The 17,363-nt window shown below is 33.1% G+C and carries 14 protein-coding genes; 10 read left to right on the plus strand and 4 right to left on the minus strand.

The features are described from left to right. Positions 1 to 121: 121 nt before the first annotated feature. The 4 genes from fbaA (at position 122) to ACZIYX_RS13135 (ending at position 4,951) form a co-directional block, all read left to right on the plus strand. Positions 122 to 1,189: a class II fructose-bisphosphate aldolase gene (gene fbaA / locus ACZIYX_RS13120; RefSeq protein ID WP_462682701.1), complete on the plus strand. Its 1,068-nt coding sequence runs from the start codon at positions 122 to 124 to the stop codon at positions 1,187 to 1,189. A gap of 64 nt (positions 1,190 to 1,253) precedes the next feature. Further along, positions 1,254 to 2,111 carry an acetyl-CoA carboxylase, carboxyltransferase subunit beta gene (gene accD, locus ACZIYX_RS13125; protein ID WP_462682702.1) on the plus strand — a complete coding sequence of 286 codons (858 nt, stop codon included), beginning with the start codon at positions 1,254 to 1,256 and terminating at the stop codon, positions 2,109 to 2,111. A gap of 154 nt (positions 2,112 to 2,265) precedes the next feature. Beyond that, positions 2,266 to 2,535 carry a 30S ribosomal protein S15 gene (rpsO, locus tag ACZIYX_RS13130; protein WP_462682738.1) on the plus strand — a complete coding sequence of 90 codons (270 nt, stop codon included), beginning with the start codon at positions 2,266 to 2,268 and terminating at the stop codon, positions 2,533 to 2,535. Between the two features lie 214 nt (positions 2,536 to 2,749). Continuing rightward, positions 2,750 to 4,951: a polyribonucleotide nucleotidyltransferase gene (locus tag ACZIYX_RS13135; RefSeq protein ID WP_462682703.1), complete on the plus strand. Its 2,202-nt coding sequence runs from the start codon at positions 2,750 to 2,752 to the stop codon at positions 4,949 to 4,951. A 126-nt stretch (positions 4,952 to 5,077) separates the two neighbouring features. On the opposite strand, the gene ACZIYX_RS13140 is transcribed toward ACZIYX_RS13135, so the two are convergent. Next, positions 5,078 to 5,395, minus strand: coding sequence for an IS630 transposase-related protein (locus ACZIYX_RS13140; RefSeq protein ID WP_462682704.1), 318 nt, complete (start codon positions 5,393 to 5,395; stop codon positions 5,078 to 5,080). Between the two features lie 608 nt (positions 5,396 to 6,003). On the opposite strand from ACZIYX_RS13140, the gene ACZIYX_RS13145 reads away from it, so the two are divergent. From ACZIYX_RS13145 to ACZIYX_RS13160, 4 genes are all read left to right on the plus strand, one after another. Continuing rightward, positions 6,004 to 6,867 (plus strand): sigma-70 family RNA polymerase sigma factor, encoded by an 864-nt coding sequence (locus ACZIYX_RS13145; protein ID WP_024772554.1) that lies wholly within the window; start codon positions 6,004 to 6,006, stop codon positions 6,865 to 6,867. Between the two features lie 253 nt (positions 6,868 to 7,120). Further along, complete coding sequence (locus ACZIYX_RS13150; RefSeq protein WP_462682739.1) at positions 7,121 to 7,351, plus strand: BLUF domain-containing protein; 231 nt, start codon at positions 7,121 to 7,123, stop codon at positions 7,349 to 7,351. A 210-nt stretch (positions 7,352 to 7,561) separates the two neighbouring features. Further along, positions 7,562 to 8,224: a ribulose-phosphate 3-epimerase gene (rpe, locus tag ACZIYX_RS13155; protein ID WP_462682705.1), complete on the plus strand. Its 663-nt coding sequence runs from the start codon at positions 7,562 to 7,564 to the stop codon at positions 8,222 to 8,224. Between the two features lie 132 nt (positions 8,225 to 8,356). After that, the gene (locus tag ACZIYX_RS13160; protein ID WP_462682706.1) at positions 8,357 to 9,328 is read left to right on the plus strand and encodes a YpdA family putative bacillithiol disulfide reductase; all 972 of its coding nucleotides are present in this window, start codon (positions 8,357 to 8,359) and stop codon (positions 9,326 to 9,328) included. A 45-nt stretch (positions 9,329 to 9,373) separates the two neighbouring features. Here ACZIYX_RS13160 and ACZIYX_RS13165 read toward each other — a convergent pair whose 3' ends face one another. The 3 genes from ACZIYX_RS13165 to ACZIYX_RS13175 all read right to left on the minus strand — a co-directional run bounded on the left by ACZIYX_RS13165 (position 9,374) and on the right by ACZIYX_RS13175 (position 13,687). Further along, positions 9,374 to 10,075 (minus strand): Bax inhibitor-1/YccA family protein, encoded by a 702-nt coding sequence (locus ACZIYX_RS13165; protein WP_462682707.1) that lies wholly within the window; start codon positions 10,073 to 10,075, stop codon positions 9,374 to 9,376. A 64-nt stretch (positions 10,076 to 10,139) separates the two neighbouring features. Next, positions 10,140 to 11,051 carry a zinc-dependent peptidase gene (locus ACZIYX_RS13170; RefSeq protein WP_462682708.1) on the minus strand — a complete coding sequence of 304 codons (912 nt, stop codon included), beginning with the start codon at positions 11,049 to 11,051 and terminating at the stop codon, positions 10,140 to 10,142. Positions 11,052 to 11,695: 644 nt separating this feature from the next. Continuing rightward, positions 11,696 to 13,687: a putative porin gene (locus tag ACZIYX_RS13175; RefSeq protein ID WP_462682709.1), complete on the minus strand. Its 1,992-nt coding sequence runs from the start codon at positions 13,685 to 13,687 to the stop codon at positions 11,696 to 11,698. A gap of 134 nt (positions 13,688 to 13,821) precedes the next feature. On the opposite strand from ACZIYX_RS13175, the gene ACZIYX_RS13180 reads away from it, so the two are divergent. Together ACZIYX_RS13180 and ACZIYX_RS13185 are read left to right on the plus strand one after the other, a co-directional pair. Then, the gene (locus ACZIYX_RS13180; protein WP_462682710.1) at positions 13,822 to 14,424 is read left to right on the plus strand and encodes a ribonuclease HII; all 603 of its coding nucleotides are present in this window, start codon (positions 13,822 to 13,824) and stop codon (positions 14,422 to 14,424) included. A 119-nt stretch (positions 14,425 to 14,543) separates the two neighbouring features. Further along, positions 14,544 to 17,012 carry a hypothetical protein gene (locus ACZIYX_RS13185; RefSeq protein WP_462682711.1) on the plus strand — a complete coding sequence of 823 codons (2,469 nt, stop codon included), beginning with the start codon at positions 14,544 to 14,546 and terminating at the stop codon, positions 17,010 to 17,012. Positions 17,013 to 17,363 lie beyond the last annotated feature (351 nt).

Below are 17,363 nucleotides of genomic sequence, written 5' to 3' on the forward strand. Positions count from 1 at the left end.
AATTGTATTTTATAATAATTAACAATAACCTGCCATTGTTCTATCTTTAATGATTATTTTATTCCTATAAGTTTCCGTATAATTTTACTATTTTTGTAGGCTTATAAACCAAAACTAAATTATGAGTCACAACATCAAACCAGGAGTTGCAACAGGAGATCAGGTGCAAGCTATTTTTAAATATGCAAAAGAAAACGCTTTTGCATTACCTGCTGTCAATGTCATCGGTTCTAATTCGATCAATGCCGTTTTAGAAACTGCAGCAGAATTAAACTCTCCTGTTATTATTCAGTTCTCTAATGGCGGAGCACATTTTAATGCCGGAAAAGGATTGTCTAATGAAAACCAAAAAGCTGCTATAGCCGGAGGAATAGCCGGAGCCAAGCATGTTCATTTAATGGCAGAAGCTTATGGAGTACCTGTTATTTTGCACACTGACCACTGTGCAAAAAATTTACTTCCATGGATCGATGGTTTATTAGATGCCGGAGAAAAATTTTATACGGAAACAGGAAAATCATTATATAGCTCGCACATGATTGACCTGTCTGAAGAACCAATTGAAGAAAACATAGAAATCTGTAAAGAATACCTGTCTCGTATGAGCAAGATGGGAATGACTTTGGAAATTGAACTTGGTATAACAGGGGGAGAAGAAGATGGAGTAGACAATAGCGATGTGGACGATTCTAAATTATACACACAACCAGAAGAAGTAGCGTATGCCTATGAAGAATTGAGTAAAATAAGTGATAAATTTACTATAGCTGCCGCTTTTGGAAACGTACATGGCGTATACAAACCCGGAAATGTAAAGTTAACACCTAAAATCCTTAAAAATTCTCAAGAATTTATTTCAGAAAAATACGGAGTTGGACATAACCACATCGATTTTGTATTTCATGGAGGGAGCGGTTCTACTATAGAAGAAATAAGAGAAGCTATTGGATACGGAGTTATCAAAATGAATATCGACACTGATTTACAGTTTGCTTTTAACGAAGGTATACGCGACTATATGGTAAACAATATCGAGTATCTGAAAACACAAATAGGTAATCCTGAAGGAGCCGAAGAACCTAACAAAAAACATTACGATCCAAGAAAATGGTTAAGAGAAGGAGAAATCACTTTTAAAACTCGTCTTAAAAAAGCATTTGAGGACTTAAACAATGTAAATACATTGTAAATACTGAAACCAGAGCTGAAACTTTTTTTATAAAGTTTCGGCTTTTTTAATATAATATAACTTTATGGCTTGGTTTAAGAGAACACAAAAAGGTATACAAACAGCTACCGAAGACAAGAAAGATGTCCCTAAAGGGCTTTGGTATAAATCCCCTACAGGGAAAATTGTAGACGCAGAACAACTTGAAAAAAACTTTTATGTTAGTCCGGAAGACGGATATCATGTAAGAATTGGAAGTAAAGAATATTTTGAAATCTTATTTGATGACAATAAATTTACCGAATTAGACAAAGGCATCACCTCTAAGGACCCTCTTAAATTTGAAGACAAAAAGAAATATGTAGATCGCCTTAAAGAGGCACAAGACAAAACAAATCTAAAAGATGCCGTAAGAACAGCAGTAGGAAAATCTTGCGGAAATGATTTGGTTATTGCTTGTATGGATTTTTCATTCATTGGGGGTTCAATGGGTAGTGTGGTAGGAGAAAAAATTGCAAGAGCCGCAGATTATTCTTTGAAACATAAAATCCCGCTTATGATTATCTCCAAATCAGGAGGTGCCCGTATGATGGAAGCAGCATTATCCCTAATGCAATTAGCAAAAACCTCTGCAAAATTAGCACAATTGGCAGATGCAGGAATACCATATATATCTTTATGTACAGATCCAACAACAGGAGGTACTACTGCATCCTTTGCAATGTTAGGGGATATTAATATTGCAGAGCCGGGAGCATTAATTGGGTTTGCAGGACCTCGTGTAGTAAGAGACACTACAGGAAAAGAACTTCCGGAAGGGTTTCAAACCGCAGAATTCTTAAAAGAGCACGGCTTTTTAGATTTTATAACCCCCAGGCACGAGCTAAAACAAAAAGTAAACCTGTACTTAAATTTGATTCTTAATCGCCCGTTAATGAATTAATTAGCCTGAAAAGTAAAAAAGAAATGTTTTCTGAAAACACGTAGCTTTTATGTTTTTTTAGACAAAACACATTTATAAAACAAAAAACAGTATATTTGCACGCTCATAGCAAAGTGCTATGAATATACATAAAAATCATTTAAATAATATTGGAATGTATTTAACGAAAGAAGTTAAAGAAGAAATCTTCGCAAAGCACGGTAAAGGAAAAAATGACAGTGGTTCTGCAGAAGGTCAAATTGCATTGTTTACGCACAGAATTACACATCTTACCGAGCATTTAAAAAACAATCGTAAAGATTTTAACACAGAGCGTTCTCTTGTAAAATTAGTAGGAAAACGCAGAGACCTATTAGATTATCTTATCAAAAAAGATATATTAAGATACCGTGCAATAGTAAAAGAATTAGGATTAAGAAAGTAATAAAAAGAGAGGCTTCACGCCTCTTTTTTTGTTTTTGTAATAAAAAACATTCCTCTTTATTAACAGGAATGCATGCCTTAGTTTTTCATTGGTCGTACAACTACAACAACAACACAACCTTGTCCGTCCGAGTAAGACGGAAACCAATGTTTAATTAAACGTATCAAGCTTTATCATTTTGATAAAAGCGATAGGTTAGAATCAACAAAAAAATATGATTCCAAAAGTTTACAAAGAGGTCATTGACCTTGGTGATGGTAGAGAAATCTCTATTGAAACCGGAAAATTAGCAAAACAAGCACATGGCTCTGTTGTTGTACAATCAGGAAAATGTATGTTACTATGTACAGTTGTTTCAAATTACAAACAAAGCGATGTAGATTTTTTGCCATTAACAGTAGATTACAGAGAAAAATTTGCAGCATCAGGTCGTTATCCTGGAGGATTCTTTAAAAGAGAAGCAAGACCAAGTGATGGTGAAGTGCTAACTATGCGATTGGTAGACCGTGTATTACGCCCATTGTTTCCTAAAGATTATCATGCAGAAACGCAAGTGATGATCCAATTAATGTCTCATGATGATGATGTTATGCCGGATGCAATGGCAGGACTGGCAGCATCTGCAGCAATACAGCTATCTGATTTTCCTTTTGAATGCCCAATTTCAGAAGCTCGTGTAGGTCGTATAAATGGTGAATTTATCATCAACCCAACCCGAGCGCAATTAGAAGAATCAGACATCGATATGATGATTGGTGCTTCTGCAGATTCTGTGATGATGGTGGAAGGTGAAATGAAAGAAATCAGTGAAGAAGAGATGGTAGAAGCCATCAAATTTGCTCATGAGCATATAAAAATACAATGTGCTGCCCAAATAAGATTAGCTGAAGCCTTTGGAAAAAAAGAAACCAGAGAATATGAATCAGAAAGAGAAGATGAAGATTTAGCTAAGAAAATTCATGATTTGGCATACGAAAAAGTATATACTGTTGCCAAAGCTGGTTCTTCAAAAAAAGAACGTGGTTTAGCTTTTTCAGAAATACAAGAAGAAATAACAGCTACTTTTTCTGAAGAAGAGCTAGAAGACTTTGGGGATTTGGTATCCAAATATTATTCTAAAGCAGAAAAAGCTGCTATTCGTGACCTTACTTTAAATGAAGGGTTACGATTAGATGGTCGTAAAACCGATGAGATCAGACCAATTTGGTGCGAAATAGATTACTTACCCTCTACTCATGGCTCTGCTATATTCACAAGAGGTGAAACTCAGGCATTAGCTACAGTAACATTAGGAACATCCAGAGAAGCTAATCAAATAGATATGCCTTCTTATGAAGGAGAAGAAAGATTTTACCTTCACTACAACTTCCCTCCATTTTCTACAGGAGAAGCCAAACCAATACGAGGCACCTCGCGCAGAGAAGTAGGACACGGAAACTTAGCACAACGTGCACTAAAGGTAATGATCCCAGAGGAGTGCCCGTATACTGTAAGAGTTGTATCCGAAGTATTAGAATCTAATGGTTCTTCTTCTATGGCTACTGTTTGTGCCGGTACTATGGCATTAATGGACGCAGGTGTTCAATTAAAAAAACCAGTTTCAGGTATTGCCATGGGGCTAATTTCAGATAGTGAATCTGGTAAATACGCAGTTTTATCTGATATTTTAGGAGATGAAGACCATTTGGGTGACATGGACTTTAAAGTAACTGGTACTGCAGATGGTATTACTGCTTGCCAGATGGACATTAAAGTAAAAGGTCTTTCTTATGAGATATTAGTAAATGCATTAAAGCAAGCTGCCAATGGTCGTATACATATTTTAGGCAAATTAACTGAAGCTATTGCTTCTCCGAATACACAGGTAAAAGCACATGCTCCTAAAATGGTTACAAGAACAATTCCGGGAGAATATATAGGTGCCTTAATTGGACCTGGAGGAAAAGTAATCCAGGAATTGCAAAAAGCAACCAAAACTACTATTGTTATCAATGAAGATCCGGTTACCGAAGAAGGACTGGTTGAAATACTAGGAACAAGTCAGGAAGGAATTGACGCTGTTCTGGCAAAAATAGATTCTATTGTTTTCAAACCAGTAGTAAATAGTATATACGAAGTTAAAGTAATCAAAATGCTAGATTTTGGAGCGGTTGTAGAATACACAGAAGCTCCCGGAAACGAAGTTTTACTTCATGTTTCAGAATTAGCATGGGAACGTACAGAAAATGTTAGCGATGTTGTAAAAATGGGCGATATATTTGATGTGAAATATTTTGGCATTGATCCAAGGACACGTAAAGAAAAAGTTTCCAGAAAAGCATTATTACCCAGACCTCCAAGACCTGAAGGGGACAAACCAAAAGGAGACAGGCCCAGAGACGACAGAAAACCAAGACAAAATAAAAGAGAAGAATAATCTTTTATTTTTATCTTATCCTAAAAAAACCATCTTTAAAGAACTTAAAGATGGTTTTTTTATAAAACCACAAACTCGTAACGAAATATCTTGAGTTGAAATAATAACCTGGACAACCAATCAGCCTTAGGATGGAACAACGTTTTTTTTATTACTGATCTGTAAACGCTTTAAAGCGTAGAAGATAGTACTTTGACTTACCCCAAACTTCTTTGCTCGCTCATACTGATATAGATCAGGATGATCCTTGACATCTTGGGCTAATGATTCCATATCAACTTTTGTAGCTGGCTTGTTGCGTTGGGTCTTAGGTTCAATACGGCTTTGCCATCTAAAAAGTGTTCTGATAGGAATATCAAAACGGTCACTTAATTCTTGAAAAGTAAGTTTTTCTTTTTGCTTCACCTTAAATACTTGTCGCCGGAAATCTAATGAATATGCCATACTACAAAATACAAAAAAATATGACAAATTATAACGATTTAGCTATAGCTTTGGTTACGATAACATATCTTAACAAAAAAATGGAGAAAAAACTATTTAATACGTCATTAGAAAGTAAATTGGTATTATTCATTTCCTGTTTTATTTTCTTGTTCGTGATTTCCATAGCTATCGCTATACAAATCAATCACAGCGTATAAAAACAAAAAAGCAATTTCGTTTTTCACACGACATTTCATAACTAATTTGATATAATTAAATTGAATACTATTTGCATTTTGGGTTTATTGTAATAAAATTTTCTTTTTCGCATGCGCTTCAAAATAAAAATTAAACATAACAATCTTAGCCCTGTACAAGTGCTATGCTTGATACCATACCAAGTCCGCACAAGCTTTTTGCCTTGAATATTAAAAAAACATCTGATTCTATTTTCCTGCAAATTCAAAATACAACTGGTATAACTCCCTAAAAAATCAATCTCCTAAAGTTGCTTTTTATATAAATTTAAAAAAAAGACTTTCATGTTTGTAACATTTATATAACATCTTACGTATAAAAGATAAAGGCCCCATAATATTCATAATTAAATTTCAAGGTAAAAATAGATGAGACAACTTAAAATTACGAAGCAGGTAACGAATCGTGAAACTGCATCGCTAGATAAGTATTTGCAAGAAATAGGGAAAGTAGATCTTATTACGGCAGATGAAGAAGTAGAATTGGCCCAACGTATTAAAGCAGGAGATGAAAGAGCCCTTGAAAAGTTAACAAAGGCCAACCTTAGATTCGTAGTATCTGTTGCAAAACAATATCAAAACCAAGGACTTACACTTCCGGATTTAATAAACGAAGGTAACTTGGGATTAATCAAAGCTGCTAAACGTTTTGATGAAACCAGAGGATTCAAATTTATATCTTATGCAGTATGGTGGATTCGTCAATCTATCTTACAAGCTTTGGCAGAACAATCCCGTATTGTTCGTTTACCATTAAACAAAATTGGGTCAATCAACAAGATCAATAAAACTTATGCCTTCTTAGAGCAATCTCATGAGCGCCCGCCAAGCGCAGAAGAAATTGCAAAAGAATTGGATATGACTATCAACGATGTTAAAGAGTCTATGAAAAACTCTGGTCGTCACGTAAGTATGGACGCTCCACTTGTTGAAGGAGAAGATTCTAACCTATATGATGTACTTAACTCTGGCGAATCTCCAAACCCAGACAGAACGTTACTGCATGAATCTCTAAGAACAGAAATAGAACGTGCATTAGAAACATTAACTCCCAGAGAAGCAGATGTAATAAGATTATATTTTGGTCTTGGGGATCAACACCCAATGACTCTTGAAGAAATTGGAGAAACATTTGACTTAACCCGTGAACGTGTAAGACAGATTAAAGAAAAAGCAATACGAAGATTAAAACACACTTCCAGAAGTAAAATATTGAAAACTTATTTAGGATAAATTCCTAAATTGCAGTTACAAACAGTTTTATAACATAACTGTTCGTTTTTTGATTGATGAATGACCTCCGGCTGATTACCGGAGGTTTTTTTTATAGCAACCCATAATAATTTCACAAAAACCAATAAATACTTGAAAAACAAACAATTAAATGTCATTTTTTTATACCCGAAGCTAGAATAGCCTAGTAATTTAATCCCAAAATACATATCTTTAAGCAAGACTCTTTTAACAAAATCATCATGAGATTGTAATCCGTTATGTTAGTACAGTTAACCCACAAGTGTCTGGTTATGACATAGTAAAACTTATGGATTTTGTAAGAACTAATAATAACACCTTAAACATTACCGGGACACTAGTACACTCTGATGGTTTTTTTCAAATCCTTGAAGGAGAAGATATTCTTGTAAAAACGATCTTTGATAAAATAAAAAAGATGGGAGGCATTATAATATCATTAAAATGTTGGGTAAAGAAATAATAGCAAATTCTTTTTCTGAATACAGTTCTTCATTTACTGTAATATCTGATCATTATAACCATAAAGAATTACATTTATTTTAAAAAAAAGAAAAAACAAATAACCCGGAACATTTTGACAGTATCTCTTATCTAACCAAAAAAATTATGAAGCTTACTTAATACGATATTTAAAACTTAAATAGTATTTTTGCCGTAAACAACACTTTTTATGGCTTTAAAACGTATTGCCCCTTCCGTACTGGCAGCAGATTTTGCTAATTTACAACGCGATGTAGAAATGATTAACAATAGTGAGGCCGATTGGTTTCATATAGATATTATGGATGGCGTTTTTGTTCCTAATATTTCTTTTGGCATGCCTGTTTTGCGCGATATAGTAAAACACGCAAATAAAACCATTGATGTACATTTAATGATTGTTGATCCCGATAGATATATTAAAACATTTGCTGATTTGGGCAGTAACATTTTAACCGTGCATTATGAAGCTTGTACACATTTACACAGAACCCTACAAGCAATTAAAGCCGAAGGAATGCTAGCCGGGGTTGCCATCAACCCACACACCAGCGTAAACCTTTTGGAAGATGTTATCAATGATATAGATTTGGTATGTATCATGAGTGTAAATCCGGGATTTGGTGGACAATCATTTATTGAGAACACCTATAAAAAAATCATCCAGCTACGCGAGATCATTACACAAAAAAATGCTAGTACTATCATAGAAATTGATGGAGGTGTTACCAGTAAAAATGCTAAGGAGCTAATCGATGCAGGAGCAGATGTACTGGTTGCCGGAAGTTTTGTTTTTAAAAGCCATAACCCCACTCAAACTATCAAAGAATTGAAAGAGATTATAACCGCATAAGTTTTAAAACAAAAACAAAGATTATCATCTGTACAAAATGCAAGCTCTTATTATATAAGCTTGCATTTTTTGATACAGAAATTTTAATAACAAGAGCTTTACAGAAATCACAAAACAACAAATATTTTTTTGATGACACATACGGATTTGATTATTGTGGGAGGTGGCCCTATTGGTATCGCTTGTGCCTTAGAAGCAAAGAAAAAAGGTATTGACTACCTTATTATTGAAAAAGGCACTATCACCAATTCCTTATATAATTACCCGCTTACCATGCAGTTTTTTTCATCTTCAGAAAAACTGGAAATAGATGGAATCCCGTTCATTAGTAATGAAACAAAGCCAAAAAGAAATGAGGCATTAGAGTACTACAGAAGAATTGTAACTTATAATGACTTAAAAATTAAGTTATTTGAAAAAGTTGATACCATAAACAAAAGGAAGGATATTTTTTATATTGAAACCAACAAAAACAGCTATACTTCTTCTTATATAATTATTGCTACCGGATTTTACGACATTCCCAATACTATAGATGTTCCGGGAGAAGATTTGTCAAAAGTTTTTCATTATTATAAAGATCCTTATTTTTTTGCAAAACAAAAATTGGCAATTATCGGAGCCAGTAATTCTGCTGTTGATGCGGCGTTAGAGTGTTATAGAAAAGGTGCAGATGTTACTATGCTTATTCGTGGATCAGAAATTGGAAAAAGAGTAAAATACTGGGTAAAACCAGATATAGAAAATCGTATCAAAGAAGGCAATATTAAAGTGTACTATAATGCTGTAGTAAAAAAAATATTACCTGAAACAATGAACTTCCAAACACCAGAAGGGGAATTAAGTATTCCTAATGATTATGTATTAGCCTTAACAGGATACAAACCCAATTTTGAGTTCTTACAAAGAACAGGTATTCAACTTTCTAAAGATAAAAAACTACATCCTCAATATATTGAAGAAACCATGGAAACCAATATAAAAAACCTATATCTGGCAGGGGTAATATGCGGGGGGATGGATACACACCTTTGGTTCATAGAAAACTCAAAAATTCATGCTAAAAGAATTTTAAAATCAATTAGCGAAAAGCATTTAAACTAAAAAGCCAGGTAAATTACCTGGCTTTACTATAGTATATATCTTCAATCATTCTCTGGACAAGATGCTCAATATGTACCAAAACAATAGCATTAGTGATGCAAACAATCCTAATGATGCTCCTACATATTGATCTTCGGAATATTTATGCACCATGTTTGAAGTTTGGTATAAAATAGATCCAGATGCCAACACAACCATCCCTGCACTAAACCAAAGCCCCATATCAAATCCAAAAATCATCCCTGCTATAATCAATCCTAAAGCAATAAAAAAACCAATAGCCAGCATCGATTTTAAGAATGAAAAATCTTTTTTGGTAACCAAAACAACTGCTGACAGGCCTGTAAAAAGAGATAAAGTTAAAATTGCAGCCTGATTAAGGATGTTAACTCCTCCGCTTTCTGCAATCATCATTGCCATACCAATAAGAGGTATAAAAATAAATGCTTCGGCAATTACATAAATCAACAAACCCAAATATTGCTGGTTTATATTATGGTTTTTAAAAGCCATTTTTTCTGCATAATTGGTAGCTAGCATAAAACCTCCCAACATAAGTAGCCATCTCCAGCCTTGGGTCATAGAAAAGGCAAAATTTACTAAAGGTTCTATCTGAAAAAACACCCATTCTACAATTACAAAAAGTAAAACGGCCATAGCAAGATGAGTATATGTTTTTTTATAAAACGCTACTCTTTTTTCGTCAGTAAGGGAACTAACAGGTAGTATTTGCTGAAATTCTTCCATATAAAATAAGTAATTAAATTATTTTTGCTATAAAGATAATCGTTTCTTTATAATGAAATTTATATTATTCTTCAAAATATCTAAAATTAAGCATTTGCAAAACATACGTATAGATTTGAGGAAATTTACTTTTTAATTCTTTTGGGGACTCCATAAATACCTCGACAAGAACAGCTATAAACTCAAATTTATCGGTATATGCATAATCTCTCAATATCTTTGTTTGTACAATCCTGTTTCGTAACTCTGTAGATCCTAAATATTTTTCTAACATCAAAAATGTATCATAAAAAATCTCACTACTAATATTACTGTTCTTAATAGAATTATAATGAATAGCATGTGTTATCTCGTGTATACCAAGGCTTTTTCCTTTATCCTGATGCAAATTTCCTTTTTGAAAATCCTTCCAGGACAGAACCAGAGCTTTGGATCCCGGATTATACTCTCCAATGTTTTCGGTTTGGTTTAAAATAGAATAAAATGATGACGGGTACAACACTATAGTTCTTAAATAGTCTAGTAAATAATGTCGCATTCCAAAAGTAAGTTTGGTTACCATTATCGCTATTTGCATACGCATGAAATCATTAACTGCTAAACCTTCTCTGCCGGCAAAATTAGTTTCTTCTAAAAACCTAACTGTCCTATGCATAAAATACCGTTTCCTTTTTTTGCCTAAAGACTTGTAAAAATCATTCTCTTCCAAAATTTTCTGCAAATGGATTGGTAATTTCCTGAGAGTAGGATAAAAATGAATAAAATAAGGTTTCTTTCTATGTTTTACATAAATTGACTCTATATATCGTAAAATATAGTATATACAGATTAAAACCACTCCTACTGTAACCATAACCCCTAATATATTTTGGAGTATTGTATTTGCAGGCGCGGACTCTTGAGCAAACAACAAAAAAGTTATTATATATATATTCAAAAAAAGAATGATGTAGGTTAGGATTACTAAAAATACCATTTATAGGAATGAAAATAACAGCAAAATACTAATTTAACACTTAAACTCTGTATTTCTTTTATTATCAACATCTTGCAAATTACTATTTTAAATATAACATATAACCTAAAAAATCAAATCTAATCTTTACACAATACTTTAACGCTTTTTATAGTACTTAGGAATGAAATTTGATAGTATATAGCATAGCCTATAGTCAGTTTTAATAATGAAAATTTCATAAAACTTAAACTAATGTATTAAATGTTTTTATTTTACAAACGCCCCAAAAAACCGTTAACTTGTATAGATAATTTATACAATACCATAATCTCAAAATTACCGACTGAAAATAAAATTAAATATTGTGAATCATTAATTTATCGCACTACAGAGGATTTATCCAATTCAAAAAGTGCTGCCCAAAAAAAGAATCTGACCATGCTTTTGAATGCTGCGAAAAGTGAATTAAAAAAATTAAAAAAAAGGTGCTGACAAATCCATGCCAAACCCCGGACAGTTTATTAATTATTTTATGCTAAGTAAGAAGTTTATGTTATGTTTTAAGATTTTTATGGTTCTGTACTAATTATTATATTTCCAGATTTTCAAATCAAAACAATTTTCTTTCTCAAATATTCAAGTTTTTAAAATAATTTGCGGTTCTACAAAAAGAAATTCCATACCAAACCAAAACGTAATACCGCATCTCGGGTAGCATATCCAGGAGCAGAAAACTCATTGTTTTGTTGAAAAGCTTCTCCTATGTTTTCGAATTTAAAATAAATACGGGTTTGTCTTACTTTACCATTAAAAAAGATATCAAACTGTGGGTAACTTCCAATTTCTTCGACGTTTTGCACATAAAACTCTGACAAAACAGGATCATATCCATCTGCTTTGTATCCACTAAAATATTTAAAGGTTACTCCTGCTTGTAAAAAAAGGGCATTATTTTTAAACCAATGATCTTCATAATACAAACTGTTTCGGGTTACATATTCTGGCACATTATATATATTATCCCCCCCTTGTATATTTTGATACATGATGGTATTATCCAAACCAAGTTTCCAATATTTTACACCTTGAGTAAGCTTTACTTTCAACACTTCTATATTGTTTGCATATTGCAACGGAACAATTGCTAAATCTGCATTTTTTGTAAAATAAGAATAGTTTTTTATAGTAGAGTAACTTGCTTCTAACTCTGCTATTTTCATGGCTTTAAGGGTTAGTTGTAGTTTTTTAGTTTCTGTATTCTTAAAATCATTTTGCCAGTTATAATTTATATAATCACTTTGATAGAGTAAAAAATTATAATTTGGCGCTACAGATCCAGAGCTTATTTTTGCTAAAACACCATATTTATCATTCCAATCATAACTGGCACCTGCATTAAAATAAGTACCTTTAAAATCCCCGGAAACAATAGTTTTGCCATCTGCAAACAGATTAAAGCCTTTGTAGGTATTATTGTACTCTCCACCTATAGTGTAGACATCCCCTTTGAGTCGGTTTGTAATATTTGTTATGTTACCAGAAGCATCTGCCCTGGTTAATATACTGTTATACCCGTAGTTATAGTTAGAATTTTCTCCTAATACCCGTAATGAACCCAGCCATTTATTATTAAATTCTAAAAACATTTGATTGGTAAAATCCTCTAAGGCAACATTATCTGAAAGATTTGCTCCTACATAGGATTTTCCCAAAAGATTATTGGGGGCTATTGCTGCCTGATTAAACAGGTACCTTTTATCGGTTATATCCATAATATGCCCAACGGATATACCCAAAGCTGTGCTATCTGTTTTTTTAAGAACAGCAAATTGATGATCCAAATAAAATCGTTTGCCTAAAAGTTTGTTTTCTGCATCCTGAAAATTAACAGATATGGATCCCCTGTCTTTAAACTCACTTTCTTCTCCAACAAATTCTGCTTGTGCCAAATATTGATTTATACCTTGTGGAGACAATCCCCCATTTTCTTGATTAAGCAAATCTTGTGCAACAAAATGCGTACGTACTTTATAGCGATCATTTTTGGTTACATAACTTGCTGTTGCTCTAAAATTTCCGGAACTGGTTAGTGCATGTTGAAACTTTCCTAAAGAGCGCACTCCCTTATATGCAATAGACAGATTAAGGCGTGGCGAGGTATTTACTGTAAAAAAAGCATCCAGTTGTTGTCCTTGCTCAAAAGTAGTTTTAAAATATAGCTCTGTAAGTGGCGTAGGGACTTGATAATATCTAATATCTTCCACTTCCATAAAATTAAAATGCCTGGATCGGGCACCAAAAAGAGGTAATAAATGATTTTTTTCTTCTTGCTTGGCGAGGCTGTTATAAGATTGTCCTACATTATGTATTGGCAATAACTCAAAATCATCCCTGCGCAGATAATTAAACTTATAATCCTTTTGTATAGATAGTGTAGTATCCAAATATGTAGTATCACTTTGTATAGTAATGATTTTATACTCCGTTACAGGTGGTTTTTCCTTTTTATCCTTAGGTCTTCTCAAGGATGGTTTAGGTTCTTGGGGATTTGGAGCACCAATACCGGTTTGCTCTGTTTCTCCTAATTTCCTATCTTGCGACCAAAGTATAGATACAAATAGAAATGCGATTATGAATACTATGTTTTTTTTCATTAGAATGCTGAACTGTGGCAAAAATATACTTTTTTAACGAAAGTAAAGAATACTCATTGTTTGTTTAGGGTAACTTTCTTTTCAATTTTTAAAAATAATTTTCGGGTATTCTATTCATACTGTATCTTCGTGTTATGCTTAAATTAAAATTAAATTCTGATATTCTCGAATGTGGCACCGATGAGGCTGGCCGAGGTTGTTTGGCAGGACCAGTCACTGCGGCCGCGATAATACTTCCGGATGATTTTAGTAATCCTATCCTTAATGACTCCAAACAACTAAGCGAAACCAAAAGAGCCCGTCTTAAACCCTTACTAGAAGACTGTTCTTTGAGTTACGGTGTTGCACATGTTTTTATGGAAGAGATCGATGAAATCAATATTCTTAATGCATCTATTCTTGCTATGCAAAAAGCAATAAAGCAATTACAACTACAACCAGAACATATTATTGTAGACGGAAATCGTTTTAAAGCATATCATAATATACCACATACTTGCGTTATTAAAGGAGATGCTAAGTATTTGAATATTGCTGCAGCATCTGTTTTGGCAAAAACATACAGAGATGCCTATATGGAAAAAATACACCTAGAATACCCTATGTACAACTGGAAAAAAAACAAAGGATACCCCACCGCAGAGCACCGAGAAGCAATACGTAAATATGGTATTACCAAATACCATAGAAAAAGCTTTAGGTTATTACCCGAACAACTCGCACTAGATCTTAAATAATTATATCTTTGGGACTTAGGAAAAATATTACATATTAATTTATATTTTGAGTATTAAATCAGGAAAATGAATTTTTTATTTTGATAACTCCATCCAGAAATACAAAACGCATTGGCACAATGAAAAAAATAGTTACTATCCTTTTACTTATTATTGCTATTTCTTGTGACGACATATCACAACAATCCAGTTCTTTGGTGGATTATATCCCCAGAGATAGTCAGATCGTTATAAAAATAAATGATTTAGAAGGTGCGGTAAGCAAATTAAGAGACAATGATTTTATTAAAAAAAATAAAAATCTGGAGTTTTTTGAATATTTTAAAAGTCTTTCTGTTTTAGACAAAAAAAATCAAGCAAAAGGTTTATTGTGTTTTTCTCCTTTAGGAAAAAACGATTTTGAATATACCTATATTTCAAAATTAACCCCTTCTTTAATCCAAAAAGATTCTTTATCTGCAAAGAAGGTAGAAACCATCAATTATTCGGGGCACACCATATACAAAGTAACATCCAACGATCAAACATTCTTTGCCACCAAAAAAGATAGTGTATTAATAGCGTCATCCTCTCAACTATTGATAGAAAATACCATACGTATGCACACAGCTCCTTTGCCTATAGATGAAGATCTGCAAAAAGCTTATGACGTTTCGGGTACCGAAAACACTTTATCCTTATTACTAAACGGAAAAAAACTACAGAATATCCACAACAGCTTATTACCTGATACCGACCTAAAACCCCTGCGCAACTTTAGCGGTTGGATATCTGCCGATGCCACAATAAAACAAAACGCAATCTATCTGGACGGTATTGCTATCGAAAAAGACTCTTTATCCAGCACTATAGGGATTTTTGATAACACAATACCTCAGGAAAATAAAATCTCTAAAGTTACCCCTGTTACTGCAAAAGGATTTATATCGTATACTTATAATGATTATCCTGTATTTAAAAAGAATTTATCCAAAGCGCAAGACAGAGCCCCAGAGGATATCCCAACAGATCTGGATGATTTATTGTCTAATGTTTCAGAGATTGGAATGATTTTTCTGGAAAAAGAAAATGCTTTAGTTTTAAATGTTTTGGATATAGAAACCATTAAAGAAAATCTGGGAGAAAAAAAAACAGAAACCTACAGAAATGTTTCTATCTATAGTTACGACAATCCTTCTTCTTTTTCTAATACCCTAAGCCCTTTGGTCAAAAATTTTGAGGCTAAATATTATTTTATTCAAGATGAGTTCGTGATTTTTGGCCCTACTATAGATTCGCTTCGGGATATTATTGCCAATATTTTAAATCAAACCCTGCTATTTAATCAAGATTATTATAAAACCACTGTAAAAGATCTGGCTAGCGAATCTTCGATATTAATAGTTGGTTTTGTTAAAAACATAAAACAATATATTGCAGAAAACGCAGACGAAACCTATACAGAGCAGTGGCAAAACCTTAAAGATGAAGGATACCAGATAGGGGTAATACAAATTATTAAAGAAAATGATTTTGCTCATATTCATTGTACCTTACAAAAAAACAAAACCGAAGGAGCTGCAACATCTGTAACACAAATAGCCTCTACCACCCTGGAAGACAAAGTCCTAAACAAACCGATCCTTGTAAAAAACCACAGAACCAAAGGTATGGATGTAGCTGTGCAGGATGTCAAAAACAATTTATACCTTATTTCTGACACAGGATCTATTTATTGGAAAAAACAAATTGACGGTGAAATATTAGGGGATATTCAACAAATCGATATTTATAAAAATGGTCGCTACCAATTATTATTTAATACCTCAAGTACATTATATTTAGTAGATCGGGATGGCAAAGATGTAAAACCATATCCGAAAAAATTTGAAAAACCCATTACACAACCACTTGCCTTATTTGATTATGATAAAAGTAAGCGATATCGCATCCTAATTACCCAAGGAAATATAGTTACTATGTATAACGCCGAGGCGGATATTGTAAAAGGATTTGGATTTAAGGGCACGCAAACAGATCTTATATTACCCCCCAAACATATTAGAATAGGAGCCAAAGATTATATTTTGCTTTCTGAAAAAGATGGAAAACTCATTATTTTAGACCGGTTAGGAAAAACAAGGATTGATGTAAAAGAAAAAATTGATTTTTCTAAAAACGAATGGTATTCATATCTGGATAAAATTACATCTACCACCAAAAGCGGAGATTTAATTCAAATACAAAATGATGGCTCATCTATAAAACAAAATCTAGGTTTGCAAGAAGGTAATCAAGTAATTGCTACCAATAAGACATTGATAACCTTTTCTGAAAACAAACTCTCTGTCAAAGGTAAAACCGTAGAACTGGATTTTGGTATATATACAGAACCTAAACTCTATTTTATCAATGACAAAATCTACATTACTATTACCGATATACAAGCAAAAAAAGTGTACCTGTATGATAGTAATGCCGAGCTCTTTCCAAATTTTCCTGTGTATGGAAACTCAGTGCTAAGCATGGGCAATATAGATAAAGATCCTAATATCGAATTTGTTGTTCAGGGAGAAGAAAATAGTATTTTGATCTATCAAATCAATTAGATTGCAAAACACACATTAAAAAATATTTGTTCAAAACCTAACACAGAACATACACCACTATTTTGAATAGCTTATAAAACTATGTCCCCTAAATCCAGATAATGTTTTAAAAAATCTATTATACCATTTAGTTATAACAATGAGTTTTTGTGTATGTTGAAACAATAAGCAGAAAGTATTGTTTTTGGATCATTCTGGCACAGACCGCAAATTTATTACAAACTAGCGCCTTACTGTATAGCTAAATCAGCATAAAATAACATTAATCTTTCTAGTAAAAAATCGAATTTCTACGTTAAAAATACTCGTCATAGCTCTGCTATGACTGCGTTTTTTGCATTGAACTTCGAT

It is taken from the genome of Aquimarina sp. (genome assembly GCF_977115655.1).